The organism is Micromonospora sp. NPDC023814 (genome assembly GCF_040639595.1).
Classification (GTDB): Bacteria; Actinomycetota; Actinomycetes; order Mycobacteriales; family Micromonosporaceae; genus Micromonospora.
In genome coordinates, this window is record NZ_JBFAAF010000050.1 from 1 (window position 1) to 15,734 (window position 15,734).

At 76.0% G+C, this 15,734-nt stretch carries 15 protein-coding genes; 8 read left to right on the forward strand and 7 right to left on the reverse strand.

Annotation, left to right across the window (positions count from 1 at the left end; translation table 11 throughout):
* The first annotated feature begins 303 nt into the window (after positions 1-303).
* From AB0G14_RS23965 to AB0G14_RS23990, 6 genes are all read left to right on the forward strand, one after another.
* Positions 304-609: a hypothetical protein gene (locus tag AB0G14_RS23965; RefSeq protein ID WP_357700887.1), complete on the forward strand. Its 306-nt coding sequence runs from the start codon at positions 304-306 to the stop codon at positions 607-609.
* A 7-nt stretch (positions 610-616) separates the two neighbouring features.
* Positions 617-2,143 carry a hypothetical protein gene (locus AB0G14_RS23970; protein ID WP_357700889.1) on the forward strand — a complete coding sequence of 509 codons (1,527 nt, stop codon included), beginning with the start codon at positions 617-619 and terminating at the stop codon, positions 2,141-2,143.
* A gap of 92 nt (positions 2,144-2,235) precedes the next feature.
* Positions 2,236-2,844, forward strand: a complete 609-nt coding sequence (locus AB0G14_RS23975; RefSeq protein WP_357700891.1) for an ATP-binding cassette domain-containing protein — start codon at positions 2,236-2,238, stop codon at positions 2,842-2,844.
* Positions 2,841-4,121 carry an extracellular solute-binding protein gene (locus AB0G14_RS23980; RefSeq protein ID WP_357700893.1) on the forward strand — a complete coding sequence of 427 codons (1,281 nt, stop codon included), beginning with the start codon at positions 2,841-2,843 and terminating at the stop codon, positions 4,119-4,121. Before AB0G14_RS23975 ends, AB0G14_RS23980 begins: the two co-directional genes overlap by 4 nt.
* Positions 4,118-5,881 carry an ABC transporter permease subunit gene (locus AB0G14_RS23985; protein ID WP_357700895.1) on the forward strand — a complete coding sequence of 588 codons (1,764 nt, stop codon included), beginning with the start codon at positions 4,118-4,120 and terminating at the stop codon, positions 5,879-5,881. The genes AB0G14_RS23980 and AB0G14_RS23985 overlap by 4 nt, the downstream gene beginning before the upstream one ends.
* Positions 5,878-8,262, forward strand: coding sequence for a tetratricopeptide repeat protein (locus AB0G14_RS23990; RefSeq protein ID WP_357700897.1), 2,385 nt, complete (start codon positions 5,878-5,880; stop codon positions 8,260-8,262). Before AB0G14_RS23985 ends, AB0G14_RS23990 begins: the two co-directional genes overlap by 4 nt.
* Positions 8,263-8,308: 46 nt before the next feature.
* Here the strand turns inward: AB0G14_RS23990 and AB0G14_RS23995 are convergent, their stop codons facing one another.
* The 4 genes from AB0G14_RS23995 to AB0G14_RS24010 form a co-directional block, all read right to left on the reverse strand.
* A complete protein-coding gene (locus tag AB0G14_RS23995) occupies positions 8,309-9,343 on the reverse strand; it encodes a PHB depolymerase family esterase (protein ID WP_357700899.1) in 1,035 nt (344 codons plus the stop codon).
* 214 nt (positions 9,344-9,557) lie between these two features.
* The gene (locus tag AB0G14_RS24000; RefSeq protein ID WP_357700901.1) at positions 9,558-9,878 is read right to left on the reverse strand and encodes a hypothetical protein; all 321 of its coding nucleotides are present in this window, start codon (positions 9,876-9,878) and stop codon (positions 9,558-9,560) included.
* 160 nt (positions 9,879-10,038) lie between these two features.
* Positions 10,039-11,286, reverse strand: a complete 1,248-nt coding sequence (locus AB0G14_RS24005; RefSeq protein WP_357700903.1) for a low temperature requirement protein A — start codon at positions 11,284-11,286, stop codon at positions 10,039-10,041.
* Positions 11,287-11,543: 257 nt separating this feature from the next.
* Positions 11,544-13,028, reverse strand: coding sequence for a PLP-dependent aminotransferase family protein (locus AB0G14_RS24010; RefSeq protein ID WP_357700905.1), 1,485 nt, complete (start codon positions 13,026-13,028; stop codon positions 11,544-11,546).
* Between the two features lie 64 nt (positions 13,029-13,092).
* Here AB0G14_RS24010 and AB0G14_RS24015 point away from each other — a divergent pair, with 64 nt between their 5' ends.
* Positions 13,093-13,500, forward strand: a complete 408-nt coding sequence (locus AB0G14_RS24015) for a LysE family transporter (protein WP_357700907.1) — start codon at positions 13,093-13,095, stop codon at positions 13,498-13,500.
* The gene (locus tag AB0G14_RS24020) at positions 13,454-13,705 is read left to right on the forward strand and encodes a LysE family transporter (protein ID WP_357700909.1); all 252 of its coding nucleotides are present in this window, start codon (positions 13,454-13,456) and stop codon (positions 13,703-13,705) included. The genes AB0G14_RS24015 and AB0G14_RS24020 overlap by 47 nt, the downstream gene beginning before the upstream one ends.
* Before the next feature lie 30 nt (positions 13,706-13,735).
* Here the strand turns inward: AB0G14_RS24020 and ygiD are convergent, their stop codons facing one another.
* The 3 genes from ygiD to AB0G14_RS24035 all read right to left on the reverse strand — a co-directional run bounded on the left by ygiD (position 13,736) and on the right by AB0G14_RS24035 (position 15,704).
* Positions 13,736-14,605: a 4,5-DOPA dioxygenase extradiol gene (ygiD, locus tag AB0G14_RS24025; protein ID WP_357700911.1), complete on the reverse strand. Its 870-nt coding sequence runs from the start codon at positions 14,603-14,605 to the stop codon at positions 13,736-13,738.
* Positions 14,606-14,761: 156 nt separating this feature from the next.
* A complete protein-coding gene (locus AB0G14_RS24030; protein WP_350708282.1) occupies positions 14,762-14,980 on the reverse strand; it encodes a hypothetical protein in 219 nt (72 codons plus the stop codon).
* Positions 14,981-15,101: 121 nt separating this feature from the next.
* Complete coding sequence (locus AB0G14_RS24035) at positions 15,102-15,704, reverse strand: MBL fold metallo-hydrolase (RefSeq protein ID WP_357700913.1); 603 nt, start codon at positions 15,702-15,704, stop codon at positions 15,102-15,104.
* Positions 15,705-15,734: the final 30 nt, after the last annotated feature.

Here is a 15,734-nt window from a genome sequence, read left to right on the forward strand (position 1 = left end):
GGACGGTGAGCGGCGGCAGACCGGCACCGCCGTCCTCCAGCACTGGACGGGAGCGACGCCGAACCCCTTCACCACGGCCGGATCCACCGTCGCGGCGCCGCCGTCCGGGAGCCGCTCGCCAGGCTGGAGGCGCACCAGCTCGCCGACGGCACGCCCGCCGCCGCCGGGCCGGCCCTGACCGGCTGGAGCAACAAGCCCGGCGACCCGTGGCAGAGCGGCGGCCCCGACGGGCGACGGCTGGTCGTCGCGTACGCCGACCCGACGCTGGACCTCACCGCCACGCCGCCGGGGGCGCCGGTCGCGGTGGCCGTGCTCGACCGGTTCACCGAGGTGGTCCCGGAGGCGGCGCAGGCCACGGCGGCGACCTTCGGCTTCGACGCCCCGGCCGCCCGGGCACCGCAGGCGATCCTGCTCGCCGTGCCGCCGGACCTGTCGCGGCCACTCGACCCCGAGACCCTGGTGGAACTCCTCGCCGACGTCCGCGAACTGGCCCGGGCCCGGGTCGCCCGGCCGGCCGACCTCACCCCCGGCCTGCGCGGGCTGCTGCCGGCGGGGTTGCTGCCCGCCGACGGACCCACGGGGGTCCCGCTCGACCCGACCCGGAGGTGAACCGGCGATGGCACTGGTCTTCGACACGGTACGACGGTTGGAGGCGGACCAGGCCGGGTCGGACCTGACCCGTGGCTTCGCCGCCGAGGTCGCCGACCCGGCCTGGCTGCTCGGCCGGCAGTGGCAGCTCGGCGAGCACCAGGGCGAGGACGCGTCCTCCCCGGTGCGGGTCAGCTACCGGGCCCGGCTCACTCCCGTCGACCCGCTGGGCGGGCAGCCACACCTGGACCCGCGCACCACCCCCGCCGAGGCGATCGTCGAGTCCGAGCCGGGTGACTGGTGGACGCCCGGCCGGCGGATCGCGGCGGGCCGGGCGGTCGCGGCGGCGGCCGGGGCGGCCGGGACTCCCCTGCCGGCCGACCCGGGCCTGCTGCTCGCGGCGCTACCGGTGCCGTACGACGTGCTGGACGGCACCGGCGTGGACGGCCGCGAGCTGTGGCGGCGACGCGGCGAGCTGGGCCTGCCCGTGGCGTGGTTCGCCGGGCTGCGCCCGCCGGAGCCGGAGCCGGTGGACCTGTGGGATCCGGCGGAGCTGGCCTACGACGCCGACTTCACCGCCGACGGGGTGACCCTGGCGCTGCGCCGGCACGACGGCGGCGACCTCGACTGGTACGCGGTGGACGCCGACCGCCCGCTGCCCGACCCGCCCGTGCCGGTCGACGCGGCGACCACCGTGCCCCGGCGGGTCCGCTATCCGGGCGCGCCGCTGCCCCGATGGTGGCAGATCGAGGACGCCGCGGTGGACGTCGCCGGCTACCCGCCGGACCGATCCCACCTGGCGACGCTGCTGCTGATCGACCTGATCGTCAACCACTCCGACGACTGGTTCGCCTTCGCGGTGCCCGGTCTGGCCGGGCACGTGGTCACCCTGGACGAGGTGGTGGTGCACGACTCGTTCGGCGAGGACTGGCCGGTGACGCCGCCCACCGACTGGAGCCTCTTCGCCACCGACGGGCTGGACAGCCGTTCCCTGGTGGTCTGGGCCACGGCGGCCACGCCGCTGGTCGGCCCGGTGCTCGACGAGGTGGTGATCGGCACCGACGAGGACGCCAACCTGGTCTGGGCGGTGGAGCAGCGGCTGCGCGGGCGCGGGGTGCTCGGCGACGAGGAGGCCCCGGCCGAGCCCCCGGCCCACCTGGACGCCTCCGGCCGGCCCGGGTTCGCGTACCGGCCGATGACGAGGGTGCCCCGGCACTGGCACCCGTACGTGGTGGAGGAGGTCGCCGGCCGGCGCCGGTACGTGCAGGGGCGCGGGGTGGACCTGTCCGGGCCCGCGGCGGTGCTGCTGCCCGAGGCGGAGAGTGACCTGCTGGTCGACCCGGCCGCCGGCGGGACGCACCCCACCCACCAGTTGGAACCGGCGGCGGTGCCGGCCGACGGCGTACGGGTGGAGCGGCGGGCGATGCTGGCCCGGGCCACCGACGGCAGGCCGGTGCTGTGGACCCAGCGGCGACGGCAGCCGCTGCTCATCCCACCGTCCCTGGGGCTGCGCTTCGACGTGCTGGAGCCGGTGCCGCCGGAGGTGGTGGCCTGAACCCGCCGTGACTCCACAGGGGAGGGTGGCGGGGCACCGCGGGGCGCCGGCTTGTGCCACCCTGGGGGTGACTGCCCGGGTCACCGGAGGTGATGGCCACGTTACGACTGCGCGAACTCGTCGCCGTGCCCGACGCCGCGCCGGTGACCCTCCACGTCGCCGCGGGCGCCTCGGCCGCGCTGGTGGCCGACCCGCCGGTCGGCACCGCCGTCGCCCGGGTGGTGGCCGGGCTGGCCGCGCCGGTCGCCGGTCAGGTCCTGGTCGGCGGTCGGGACGTCACCGGGATGCCGCCGCCGCGCCGCCGGATCGCCTACGTCCCGGCCGGCGGCGCGCTGCTGCCCCACCTGACCGTGCGCCGCAACATCGCCTACGGCCAGCGCCGGCGGGAGCGGGTCCGGGAGGTCGCCGACGACTGGACGGCGACGGTGGTCGACCGGCTGGAGCTGGCGCCGACCCTGGAGCTGCGACCACACCTGCTGTCGGAGGCGCAACGGTTCCGGGTGGCGCTGGCCCGGGCGGTGGCCTGCCTGCCCGAGGTGCTGGTGATCGACCTGCCGACCGGGCCGGCCGGCGTCGGGCGGCTCACCGACCTGGTCGGGCGGCTGTCGCCGCCGGACACCCCCGGGGCGGCCGTGCTGGTGTGCACCTGCGATCCGGGCGCGCTGGCCGACGTGCCGGTCGCCGCCGAGGTGGTCGCGTGACCGCATCGGGGCGGCTGCGCCGCCGTGCCCTGCTGCGGGCCGCCGCGGCGGCGGGCGCAACCGCCGTCGCCGGCTGCTCCCGGGCGGAGCCGTCGGTCCAGGTCGCGGTGGTGTGGAGCGGCGGGGAGCTGGCCCGGTTCCGCGAGGTGGTGGCCGGCTACGACGCCGGCGTGCAGGTGATCAGCGCCGGCAACGACATCGACGCGTTCCTGCGCGCCCGCCAGCTCGCCGGCACCAGCCCCGACGTGGCGATCCTGCCCAGGTCGGGGCTGGTCGTGGAGTACGCCCGGCGCGGCTGGCTGCGCGAGCTCACCCCGGCCGCCAGCTACGCCCTCCCGCCCGGCATGGCCGACCTGCTCTCCGCCGACGGGCGGCGCTACGGCGTCTGGGTGAAGGCGGCCCACAAGTCGCTGTTCTGGTACTTCCCGTCGATGCTCCCCGAGCCGCCACGCACGTGGGACCAGCTCGTCAACCTCACCCGGCGGCTCGGCGCGCGCGCCCGGGCCGGCGACGGCCCCGCCCCGCTGGCCGTCGGCGCGGCCGACGGCTGGGTGCTCACCGACTGGTTCGAGAACGTCCTCGCCGACGTGGCTCCGCCCGGCTTCTACGAGGCGCTGGCCCACGGTGAGGCCGACTGGCGGGCCCGGCCGGTGCAGGTCGCGCTGGACCGGCTCGCCGAGCTGTGGCGGATCGACGGCGCGTTCCCCGGCGGCGGGCGCCGCGCCCTGCTCACCCAGTACGAGGAGTCGGTGATCCAGGTGGTGTACCACCGGCGGGCCACGATGCTCTTCGAGGCCGACTTCGTCGACGACGTCGCCAGCCGGTTCCGCCGGGGCCCGGAGCGGCCGGAGACGTTCCGCTTCCCCGGCGCCCGGCTGGCCGACAAGCCGCTGATCGTCGGCGGCGACGCGGCGGTGGCCTTCGCCGGCTCGGCCCGCGGCGCGGAGCTGGTGCGCTGGCTCAGCGGCGGGACGGCGTTCGAGCCGTGGCTGCGCGCCGGCGGCTACCTCTCCCCCAACGTGTCCGTGCCGCTGGCGGACTACCGCGACGCCGTGCGCCGCCGCCTCGCCGCCGAGCTGCGCACGGCCGAGGTGGTGCGCTTCGACCTCTCCGACCGGCTGCCCGGCCCGTTCACCGGCTCCGACGGGGTGGGCATCTGGCGGATCATGCAGGACTTCTTCGCCGACGTCACCGACGGGGTCGCCGTCGGCGAGGCGGTCCGGCGGGCCACCGGTCAACTGGCCACGGCGGCCCGCTCCGCGGGGAGGGGCCGATGAGCCGGGTGCTGGGCGAGCCGGCGGTCCTCGACGACGTCGGGCCGCCCCGGCGCGGGCGGGCCTACCCGGCGGCGGGGGCCACCTCGACGCTGCTGCTGCCCGCCCTGCTGCTGCTCGGCGGGCTGGTGGCGTGGCCGGTGCTGCGTACGCTGCACGCCAGCGTCACCACCGACGGCCGGTGGGTCGGCGCGGAGCACTACCGCACCGCGCTGGCCGCGCCCGGCACCGGCGCGGTGGTGGGTCGCACGGTGCTCTGGGCGCTGGTCGTGCCGGCCGTGGTGACCGTCCTGGGCTACCTGCTCGCCGCCGCCTCCCGCCGCTCGCAGGAGGGCGGGCTGGTCCGGCTGATCCTGGTGGTGCCGACCGCGCTGCCGCTGGTGGTCACCGGGGTCACGTTCCGGCTGGTGTACGACCCGGACCCGGAGCGCGGGCTGGCCACCCTGGTCGCCGCGAAGCTGACCGGCCGGTCGGCGGCGGACGCGCCGCACCTGCTCGGCCCCGGCCTGGTCACGGTGGCGCTGATGTCGGCGTTCGTGTGGGCCTGGGTCGGGCTGGCCGTGCTGGTGTTCCGGGCCGCCCTCGACGCGGTGCCGTCGAGCCTCGCCGACGCGGTCCGCGCGTACGGCGGCAACCGCCGCGACGTGCTCTGGGACGCCCAGTGGCGACCGCTGCTGCTGCGTACGGTCGCGGTGGTCTTCACCCTGGTGGCGCTCGGCACCACCCGCACGTTCGACCTGATCCTGGTGCTCGCGCCCGGCTCGGTGCGCGACGAGGCGTCGGTGCTGGCGCTGCGGGTCTGGCAGACCTCCAACGGCGCCACCACCGGCGAGGGCGCCGCGCTCGGCGTCGTCTGGCTGGTGGCGGTGGCCGCCGGGGTGCTGGTCGCGGCGCTGTTCGTGCGGCAGGCCTGGCCTCCACCCCGGGACCCGGCGCCCGCCGGGCCCGACCCGGCGGCGCCGGCACCACGCCGGTCGACCCGGCTGCTGGCCGCGGGCGCGGCGGTCGCCTGGCTGGTGCCGCTCGGGGTGCTGCTCGCCACCTCGCTGCACGGCACGGTGGACGCCGCGGGTGAAGGCTGGTGGTCGAGACCGCCGAGCCTCGCCTCCTACCGGGAACTGCTCACCGGCGTCGAGCTGTGGCGCACGCTGGGCTTCACGCTGGTGCTGGCGACGGTGGTGACCGCCGCGGTGCTGGGCGTCGCGCTGCTCGCCGCGTACCCCCTCGCCTGGCTGACGGGGCCGGCCGCCCAGGGCACGGGCCTGCTGCTGATGGCCGCCAGCATCGTGCCGGTGCAGGTGATCGCGGGGCCCGTCAACGAGGTGCTCGGGGTGGCGTTGTCCTCGGGCACGGCGCGCGGCCTGGCGCTGGTGCACGTCGCGCTGGGCGTGCCGTTCGCCGTGCTGGTGCTGCGCAACGCCTTCGCCGACCTGCCCGCCGAGCAGGTGCGGGCGGCCCGGGTGGGCGGGCGGCACTGGTGGGGCACGCTGCGGCTGCTCGCCCGGCACAACCGCCCGGCCGTCGTCGCCGTCGCCGTGCTGGAGTTCGTGCAGGTGTGGAACGACCTGGTGGTGGGCCTGCTGTTCAGCGGCCCGGGCGCGGTGCCGCTGGGGCTGTTCCTCGCCGGCCAGACCCGCGGCTTCGTCGCCAACAGCGGCGCGCTCGCCGCCGGCTCGGTGATCGCTTCGATCCTGCCGGTGCTGCTGGTGGTGTTGGCCCGCCGCCAGCTCGTCGCCGGCCTGGTCGCCGGGGGCGTCCGGTGAGCGGGCAGGGCCCCGCCGGCCGCTCCCGCCGGCCGCGGCGGCTGAGCCTGCTGCTGGCGATCGGCGGCGTGGTCGGCGGGACGGTCAGCGCGGTGCTCGGCAACGTCACGGGCAACCTGCTCTCCGAGCTGTCGGTCGCCCAGCTCGGTTCCGCGAGCGCCGGGGTGATCGTGCTCGGCCTCGCCGCCGCCGTGATCGTGGAGTGGCGGCGCCAGCGGCAGCAGGCCACGACGCAGGACGACGGCGAGCCCTCGCCCGCCGTCGGCGCCCCCACCCTGCCCTGGCCGGCAGGGTTCACCGGGCGGGCCGGGCACGTCGACGCGATCATCGACCTGCTGACGAAGGAGCACGCGGTCGCGGTGGTCGGCCGGCGGGCCGTGGGCACCTCGTCCTGCGCGATCCAGGCCGCCAACCTGTGCCGGGACGACTTCCCCGACGGCCAGTACTACCTGGACCTGCGGCGGGGCGGCCGGCCGCACGGCCCGCGGCAGGTGCTCACCGCGCTGGCCCGGATCCTGGGCACCCGGCCGCCGGCGTCGGGCCACGCCGACGACCTCGCCGACGCCGCCGACGAGGTGAGCGGGCAGCTCGACGGCCGACAGATCCTGGTCGTGCTGGACAACGTGGACGACCCCGGCCAGGTCCGGCCGCTGCTGCCGCCGACCGCGCGGGCCTGCCGACTGCTGCTGGTCGGCACGCCCGCGCTCGACGCCCTCGAGGGGGTGGTGGCGCACGGCCTCGCCGAGCCGGACGCCGACGACGCGGTCGAGCTCTTCGCCGCCGCGGGCGCCGCCGCGCCCGTCGCCCGGCCGCACCGCCCGGATCCGCGCACCGACCCGGCCGTACGCGCCCTCGTCGAGCTGTGCGGCCGGCAGCCCCGCACGGTGGCGGAGCTGGGTCGGCGTACGGCGCAGCACGGCTGGCGGCACGCCGACGTGCTCGACGCGCTGCGCCGCGCCGTCGACACGCCCCCGCACCAGCACGTCGCCGCGTCCCCGGCGACCCTGCTGGTGACCGGGCGGGACACCGCGTACCACGCGCTGGGCGGCGAGGCGCGGCGGTTGTGGCGGCTGATGTCGCTCAGCCCGGTGCCGCTGGACCGGCCGACGATCGCGGCGCTCGCCGGCCGCCGCCCGGACCGGGTGGCCGCGCTGCTGCACGAGCTGGCCGCCGGCGGGTTCGTGACCGGCGCGCCCGGCGACCGCTACGAGGTGCGCCCGCTGCTGGCCCCGTACGCCCGGATGCACCTGCGCGACGCGGAGCCGGCGCGGCGGCGGGTGGCCGCGCAGGCCCGGCTCACCCGGCACCTGGCCCGCCGCGCCGAGCGGCACGCCGCGAGCCTCGCGGTGGCCGGCTCGCCGGACCGGGAGCCGACGCTGGCCCTGGACGACGACCCGTACGGCTGGTTCGACCTGCACCAGGAGCTGCTGCTGGCGGTGGTGAAGGTGCCGGCGGGCGCGGCGGAGACGCTGCCGCGGCGGGTACGCCGCTGGTGGTTCCGGCTGGCGGTGGCGCTGTGCGGATGGCTCGCCCACGCGGAGCGGCTCGGCGAGTGGGAGGAGGTGTGCCGCACGGTGCTGGCCACGCCCACCGCCGACGACCGGCCGGAGATCGCCGGCTGGGCCCACAACGAGCTGGGGGTGCTGCGCCGTCGCCGGGGCGACCCGCAGGGAGCGGCGACGGCGCTCAGCCTGGCGGTGGCGGAGCGGGGCCGGCGCGGCACCGCGCAGGCGCGGATGAACCTCGGCCTGGTGCTGCTGGACCTGGGGCAGCTCGACGACGCCGTGGAGCACCTGGAGCTGTCCCGGCGGCACCGCTCCGGCGCGGACCGGGCCGGGCACGCCCTGACCGACCTCGGGATGGGTGCCGCCCGGCTGGCGCGGGGCGAGCTGGAGACCGCGCACCACCACCTGGTGCGGGCGGCGAACGCCTTCCGCGCGCTCGACGACGCCCGGGGCTACGCGGCGGCGCTGACCAACCTGGTGCTCGTGCACGCCGGGCTCGGCGAGCACCTCGACGCGGCGCAGTCGTGGCGGGCGGCGCTGCGCGAGTACGAGTCCGTGGCCGACCCGACCAACCGGGCCGCCGCGCTGCTCAACGCGGGAGCGGCGCTGCTGGCCTCCGCGCCCGGCCAGGCGCGGCAGGCGTACGAGCTGCTGGCGGAGAGCCGGCGGCTACGCGACGGGCGGCCGACGGCGGGGCTGGGGCGGACGCTGCTGCACCTGGGCGACGCGGCGGCGGCCCTCGGCGACGCCGCCGAGGCGCGGCGGCACTGGGTGGACGCCGCCACGGTGTGCGAAGAGGCGCGGGACGCCGACGGTCAGGCCGCGGCGGACGCGCGCCTGGTGGGCAGCGACGCGCCCGCCGACGAGCCGGCCTGAGCGGGAGCCCGGTGCGAGGCTCCCGCTCAGGCGTGTGAGGGGCGGCTCAGCCGTCCAGCCGGCGGACCATGTTCATGATGGTCTCCACCTGGGCGCCGCCCTTGATCGGATAGTTGGTCGCGCCGAGGTAGCCCCACCAGTCCCAGCACCCGTTCGGGTTGGTGCCGGCGGTGGCCCGCGCCTGCGGGTAGAGCACGATCAGGTTGTTGGTGTCGGCGTACTGGTTGAGGTTCGCCCGGTCGACGAAGGCGGTGCCGACCGCGCCGTAGCCCTGGAGGCAGCCGTGCAGGGCGACCAGCAGCCGGCACGACTGCCCGGCGGCGCAGGACGCCGGGACGTAGGCGAACCCGTTGGCGTCCATGCTCAGGCCGTTGGCCCAACCGTTGACCGCGTGGGTGTTCTGGCTGAACCGGATGAGCGTGCCGCCGAGCGGGCCCGTGTTCGGCGCCTGCACGCTGCCGAGCAGCTTGCGCAGCAGAGCGTTCTGCGGGTCGGTGCCGCAGTCGTTGAGGAAGGGCGAGGCGGTGGCGGTGCACCCCAGCGTCCCATACGGGGTGACCCAGGCGTGGCCGGCCGGCGAGCCGCTGTCGTACTGCACGCCGGCGCCGAAGTGCTGGTAGTAGCGGACCAGGTCGTCGGTGACGGACTTCTTGACGACGCCGTCGTTGTTGCCGTGGAAGACGTACACGGGATCGCCGGAGAGGTTGCCGACCGGGTCGACCCAGCCGTAGGTGGCCCACGTCCGGGTGTAGGTCTGCAGGGCGGTCACGTTCGTCGGGTACAGGTTGTCGCCGCAGCCGTTGAGCGCCTGGACGACGTTGTTCTGCGCGCAGTAGTACGGCCCGGCGGCGAAGACCGCCGCGCCCCGGATCCGCGACGAGTAGGCGACGTGGAGCTGGGTGGCCATGTAGCCACCGGAGGAGACGCCGGCGACGTACACGCCGGAGACGTTGTAGGCGCGCAGCGACCCGGAGACGGGCGTCTTGGTGTACGGGGTGGCGGCCTGGGCGGGGGCCGCCGCGGTGAGGACGAGCAGCAGCGCGGTGACGAGGGCGGCGGCGGCCTTGAGCGGTGTGGTCATGGCGCTCTCCTGTCCGGGAGCGGTGGCGGTGGTGTCGGCGTGCGCAGACGCTAGCGTGACACCGACCACATCGGACATGAGCGGAGTCGACACCTCGGGCGGCGCCGGGGTGTCGGCCGTCCACAGCTCGCACCCGCACCTCCCACCCCGACGCGGCACGACGGCACCCCCACCGAACTCGGTCGGCCCGGCGACGACGGCCGGTCGCGCTACGTCATCGACAACCCGTTCGGGGCCAGTTCGGTTCCCGAGGTGCTCCGGGCTCGGCCCAGCACAGTCCGCCCCTGGCCGCCACGCCCGGCAGCCCGTCGACCAGCCGGCCGATGTCCACCACCGACGCCAGCGACACCGCGACGTCGGCACGCAGCTCCGCCACGGCCGCGTCGAGGTCGTCCTCCTCCGCCGACCAGTCGATGTCCGCCGCCCGCAGCTCGGCCACCGCGTGTTCGGTGAGCACTCGCGGGTCGGTCACGGCGACCGTGAGCCGGCAGTACACGTGCAGCGTGAGCGGTTCCGGGGCGTTCGCGTCGGCCATGCCGTCAGGATGACGCACGACGTCGGGCACCGGTACCGCCCGACCACGAGTACGTCGCGGCCCTGGACGTCCTGCGCCGGATGATCGCCAACCTGGGCGGCGACGATGACCTTCCGAAGCGGCACGGAGACACCCACCGCGCTCCCCCACACGGTCGGGCTCACTGCGTCGGGCACTCCTCTTCCTCCGACAGCGCCGCGCGGAGCCGCCGCCGCTCGCGGCGGGACAGGAAGAACTCGATCACCGCCGTGACGACGCAGATCACGCTCAGCCACGCCAGCGCCGCGAGTGCCGACCGGCGGGCGACGACCGGGATCAGCGCCACCAGCAGGATCGCCGCGAAGACCCGCGGCCACACGAGGGTACGGACGGCGCGGCTCAGTCGCCACTGGAACGCGGCGTGCGCGAGCATGAACAGCGCCACCCCGCCGTACATGGCGTAGAGACCCAGGCTGTCGAGAGGGTCGCCCCGCCGGTAGGCGTGGGCGTCGCCGACCAGCGACGGCACGTGCTTCAGCCCGAGCGCGAGCAGGATGATCCCGGCGACCATCGGCAGGTGCAGGAAGGTGTAGCCGTCTCTGGCGAGGACCACCCGACGGGCCTGGTCCGCGTCCCGCAGCGCACGTTCGCCGATGAGGGCGGACAGGTCGAAGTAGATCCATTCGAGGGCGCCGGCGACCACCACGGCGAGCGCGGAGGCGGTGAGCAGACCCGGTGAGCCCGGTACGCTGCCGCCGGCGATGCCGACCGACACCAGCACCTCGCCGAGCGCCACGATCATGATCAGGTTGTGCCGCTCGGCCCAGTGCCGGGCGGAGAAGATCTGGCGTTCGGGGACCCGGAGCGCCTGTCCTGCCCCGTAGTCGACGATGACCGCCAGCAGCCAGAGGACGACCTGCCCGGCCCTTGCCTGGTCGGCGCCGAGGGTCGATCGGGGAAGCAGCGCCGCAGCCAGCAGCAGGGTGACCGCGACGACCATCGGCACGGTGAGCGCGGCGAGGTCGACGCGGCGCAGCCCGGGGGTCGCGTAGATCCGCAGCGCCAGGTAGAGCACCCGCACGGCGGCGAAGCAGGCCACGAACGCCAGCGACGTGTCCGTGCCGCCGGGAACGTCGGTGAAGGCCTCGTTGATCGTCACCGTCAGCACGAACATGATCGGTGTGACGGAGAGGATCACCAGCCGAGACATGCCGTAGCTCGCCTGGGCCCGGTTGCCGAGCCAGGCGAACAGCGACCAGGACCACCACAGGATGGTGAGAACGAGCAGGCCGTGCAGCACTCCGAGCTCGCCCGCCTCCGCCGTCATCAGGGTGGTCACCTGGATGAACGCGAAGACGAACACCACGTCGAGGAAGAGTTCCTCCGTGGCGACCCGGGACTGCTCGGTCACCGAGCGGAAACGCCGCACTCCCGTCACCCGTCGGGCGGACACGGCGACGTCATGACCCGGGTGGGCCGGAAACGGCGTCGAGGCCGGTTGGGGAACCGCACACCAACTCCTCCCTCGCGCGTGGCGGTGGCAGGGACGTGTCCCCGTGCCTACACCGGACAAACTCCCTGCGGCCACCCGGGTCAGGCCCACGGCGGCGGGTCCGCACACGACGGGTCGTCACCGGTCGACGGGCGGCCGCCCTGCCGGGCGCGTCCGCTCGCTTCCGGTGTCGGTCAGTTCCGGCCGGCCCCCAGGGCCGCGGCGATCACCCCGACGCCCTCCTCGATGGCCGAGGCCGTGTTGGCCGCGTACCCGAGGACCAGCCCCGGCGGATGGGGACGCTGGCAGTGCCACGACAGCGGCTGCACCTTCACCCCACGCTCCAACGCGGCCGACGCCACCTCCGTGTCGGCCACCGCGCCGGGCAGCGTGACCGTCAGGTGCAGCCCGGCCGCCGCCCCGTGCACCGTCGCGCCCGGCAGGTGCCGCGCGACGGCTGCCACCATCGCGTCGCGCCGCCGGACATGCCGTCGACGCAGCAGCCGCAGCTGCCGCTCCAGCGCACCCGAGGTCATCAGCTCGGCCAGCACCAGTTGCGGCAGCACCGCGTTGCCCAGGTCGGCGTTGCGCTTGGCGTCGACCACCGCGTCCCGGTGGCGTGGCGGCACCAGCAGCCAGCCGATCCGCAGGGCGGGCGCGAGCAGCTTCGACACACTGCCGGCGTAGCAGACGTGGCCGGGCAGCACGGCGCGCAGGGCGGGCACCGGCGGCCGGTCGTAGCGGTGCTCGGCGTCGTAGTCGTCCTCGACGACCAGGCCGCCGGCCCGGGCCCACGCCGCGAGCTGGCGGCGGCGGTCGCCGCCGAGCACCACGCCGGTCGGGAACTGGTGGGCCGGGGTGAGCATCACCGCCGGAGCGCCGCTGGCGGCCAGCTCGTCGACCCGCAGTCCGGCGGCGTCGACCGCGACCGGCGGGGTGGCGACCCGCCAGTTGTTCAGGTGTTGCCGCACGCCGAGCGAGCCCGGGTCCTCGACGGCGACAGTGTCGATCCCGTCGGGGCGCAGCGCCTGGGCGAGCAGCCCCAGCGCCTGGGAGACGCCCGTCGTGACGATCACCTCGGCGGGGTCGACGGCGATGCCCCGGCTGCGGGCGAGCCAGACGGCGACGGCCCGCCGCAGTGCTGGTGCGCCGCGTGGGTCGCCGTAGCCGAAGTCCGACGCCGCCAAATGCCGCAGCACGGCCCGTTCGGCGCGCAGCCAGTCCGCCCGCGGAAACGCCGCCAGATCGGGTACGCCGGGCGTCAGGTCGATCCGCGCGGGCGCCGTGCGTACGGCGTCGAAGATGTCGGTGCCCGGGGCCGGCGGGAAGAGGGTGGCCGGGGTCGGCGCGGCGGCCGGGGTCGGCGGAGCGGGTGGGGCGGCCGGGGCGGCGACGACCACGGTGCCGGCCCGCCCGCGCCCGGCGACGTGGCCGTCCTCCACCATCCGCTGGTACGCCTCCACGACGACACCCCGCGAGACGCCGAGGTCGGCGGCGAGCACCCGGGTGGCGGGAAGTCGACCGCCGACGGGGAGGCGCCCGTCGGCGATGGCCCGCCGGAGCTGCTCGGCGAGCCAGTCGGCGCGACGGCCGGGCGGCGCGGCGGCGATGTCGAGGTGCAGGAAGTCCGACCCGGCGGTTATGGACTCCTCGGGCAGGCGTGGTTTGGCCCTGCTCATCGGACCATCCTGGCAGCAGAGTGAAGGCAGCCGCCACCCCGCCCACTGCTCGGAAAGGACGACGATGACCGTCGCGTTCCTGCTCACCTCACTCGTGGTGGTCGCCACCCCCGGCACCGGGGCGCTCTACACACTCGCCGCCGGGCTGACCCGCGGCGGTCGCGCGGGACTGCTCGCCGCCGCCGGTTGCACCCTGGGCGTCGCCCCGCACCTCGCGGCGGCGGTCACCGGCCTGGCCGCGCTGCTGCACTCCAGCGCCGCGGCGTTCCAGGTGCTCAAGTACGTCGGGGTGGCCTATCTCCTCTACCTGGCCTGGGCGACGTGGCGGGACCGCAGCGGGTTCACGGTCTCGGCGGCGGAGCCCGCGCCGTCGCCCGCCCGGGTGGTCGGGGGTGGCGGTGCTGTCGAACCTGCTCAACCCGAAGTTGACCATCTTCTTCGTCGCGTTCCTGCCGCAGTTCGTCCGACCTGACGAGCCGGACCAGGTGGCCCGGATGCTGGGGCTGGGGGCGGTGTTCATGCTGCTCACCTTCGTGGTGTTCGGCGTGTACGGGGTGCTCGCCGGCGCCGTGCGCGACCGGGTGCTGGCCCGGCCGGCGGTGACCCGCTGGCTGCGCCGGGGCTTCGCCGGCTCGTTCGTGGCGCTCGGGCTGCTGCTGGCCCGCGCCGAGTCCTGAGGGAGGACCCGACCGGCTGAGGCCGGGTGGTCAGATGTTCGAGGAGTCGGGAGGCACGTCGGCCGGGAGCAGCGGCGCGCCGGCCGCCGGGCCCGGCCCCCGGCAGGACAGCCCGACGGTGTACGCGGTCATCGACAACGATCCGTACGCGTACCCGTCCACCAGCACCTCCGAGCCGTTGCCGGCGGCCCCGGCCAGGCCGGCCAGGTAGAGCAGCGGAATGAAGTGGTCCGGCGTCGGCACGGCCAGGCCGAAGTCGCGGTGGGCGTCGAGCGCGGGCGCCTCCGTCGGCTCGCCGAGCATGACCTCCCTGGCCGCCTCGTCGAACCGGTGCGCCCAGTCGAAGCCCTCGTCGACCATTCGCGGATCCACCCCGCCGAGGTTGTGCACCACGTTGCCGCTGGCCACGACGAGCACGCCGCGCTCGCGCAGCGGCGCCAACCTCGCACCCAGATCCAGGTGGTAGTCCAGATCCTTGAACGCGTTGATGCTCAACTGGACGACGGGGATGTCGGCGTCGGGAAAGGCGTGGGTGAGCACCGACCAGGTGCCGTGGTCGATGCCCCAGGAGTCGACGTCCGCGCCTACCCAGGTGGGGTGGACGACGTCGCTGATCTCCTCGGCCAGCTCCGGCAGGCCCGGCGCCGGGTAGCGGACGTCGAACAGCTCCTGCGGGAAGCCGTAGAAGTCGTGGATCGTCTTCGGTCGCGGCATCGCCGTGACGGCGGTGGCGCCGATGTACCAGTGGGCCGACACCACCAGGATCGCGCGGGGTCGCGGCACCGACCGGCCGAAGGCGCGCCATGCGGACGTGTACCGGTTCAGCTCCAGGGCGTTCATCGGGCTGCCGTGCCCGAAGAACGCCGCCGGCATCACCGTGGGGACCGTCTGGCTGCTCATGCTGCTCCCCCGACCTCGACGACGACCCGAGCGTAACCAGCCGCCGGCGGGAGTGGGCGGGTCAACGCCCACCATGACCCGGTGGCGTCACCACGGGTCGACCCTCGCCGACGTCGGCCTCGGCCTCGGCGCCGTGCACCGACCGGGTCGGCGCCGTCAGGCGGACACCTCACGCCAGGCGGGATGGTTGCCCCGCCAGGCGCCGGCGAGAATGACCGCCGATGCCCGGCCCGGGCATTCCTGCACCCGGGACCGGCCGGAGGCCCCGCCGATCTGCACCTGCACGTCCCAGCGCTGCCCGTCCGTGCGGATGTACACGTCGCGGCGCCCACGCTGGGACGTGTCGCCGTTCCACCAGTGCTCTTCGATCCTCACCCGGCGACCGTATAGCAACCGGCCGGTGGACGGCACGGGGGCACCGGAGCGATCCGGCCGACCACCGGCCGGGGCGCCCGCTCCCGGGCCGAGGACAGCAGGCGGGCGAGGAGACGGCCGCTCAGGCGGACTCCCCCGGTGCCAGGTGGCGGTAGCCGGGCACGGTCTCGGCGAACCAGCCGTTCACGCTGGCCAGCCCCCGGTCGTTGAGCTGGGCGTCGTGGATCGGGAACACCCGCTCCGCCCCGGCGGCCCGGGCGAAGTCGATCGCCTCGGTCAGCTTCAGCCAGGACGCCTGCGCCGGGACGAGCAGGGTCCGGACGGGCCGGCCCGGCGGGTGCAGCGAGTCGCCCGGGTGGTAGACGTCGTCGCCGACGAGGTAGCCCAGGTTGGCGCAGTCGGGCTGACCGCCGTGGATGGTGGCGTGCCGGCCGCCGAGCGCGGTCACGGTGAGGCCGGCGGCGGTGAACCGCTGCCCGGCGGCCACCCGGGTCACGGGCAGCGGGACCGGGCCGGGCAGCGCCGCGCCCTCCGGCGCGAAGACCGGCACGCCGAGGCCGGCCAGCCGGAGCACGTCGACGTGGTCGGTGTGCTCGTGGGTGACCAGCACGGCGTCCGCGCCGGCCAGGGCGCGCGGCTCGCTCCACGTGCCCGGGTCGATGACCAGCACGCCGCCGTCGTGTTCCAGCCGGACGCAGGCGTGGGTGAACTTGGTGATCCGCACCCGCCCGACCGTACGCCGCCGGACCGCGAC

Excerpts from the sequence above, each read along its gene's own strand:
- AB0G14_RS23970 (WP_357700889.1), top strand. The coding sequence starts at position 617 with ATGGCACTGGTCTTCGACACGGTACGACGGTTGGAGGCGGACCAGGCC.
- AB0G14_RS23975 (WP_357700891.1), top strand. The coding sequence starts at position 2,236 with ATGGCCACGTTACGACTGCGCGAACTCGTCGCCGTGCCCGACGCCGCG.
- AB0G14_RS23985 (WP_357700895.1), top strand. The coding sequence starts at position 4,118 with ATGAGCCGGGTGCTGGGCGAGCCGGCGGTCCTCGACGACGTCGGGCCG.
- AB0G14_RS23995 (WP_357700899.1), bottom strand. The coding sequence starts at position 9,343 with ATGACCACACCGCTCAAGGCCGCCGCCGCCCTCGTCACCGCGCTGCTG.
- AB0G14_RS24000 (WP_357700901.1), bottom strand. The coding sequence starts at position 9,878 with ATGGCCGACGCGAACGCCCCGGAACCGCTCACGCTGCACGTGTACTGC.
- AB0G14_RS24010 (WP_357700905.1), bottom strand. The coding sequence starts at position 13,028 with ATGAGCAGGGCCAAACCACGCCTGCCCGAGGAGTCCATAACCGCCGGG.
- AB0G14_RS24015 (WP_357700907.1), top strand. The coding sequence starts at position 13,093 with ATGACCGTCGCGTTCCTGCTCACCTCACTCGTGGTGGTCGCCACCCCC.
- ygiD (WP_357700911.1), bottom strand. The coding sequence starts at position 14,605 with ATGAGCAGCCAGACGGTCCCCACGGTGATGCCGGCGGCGTTCTTCGGG.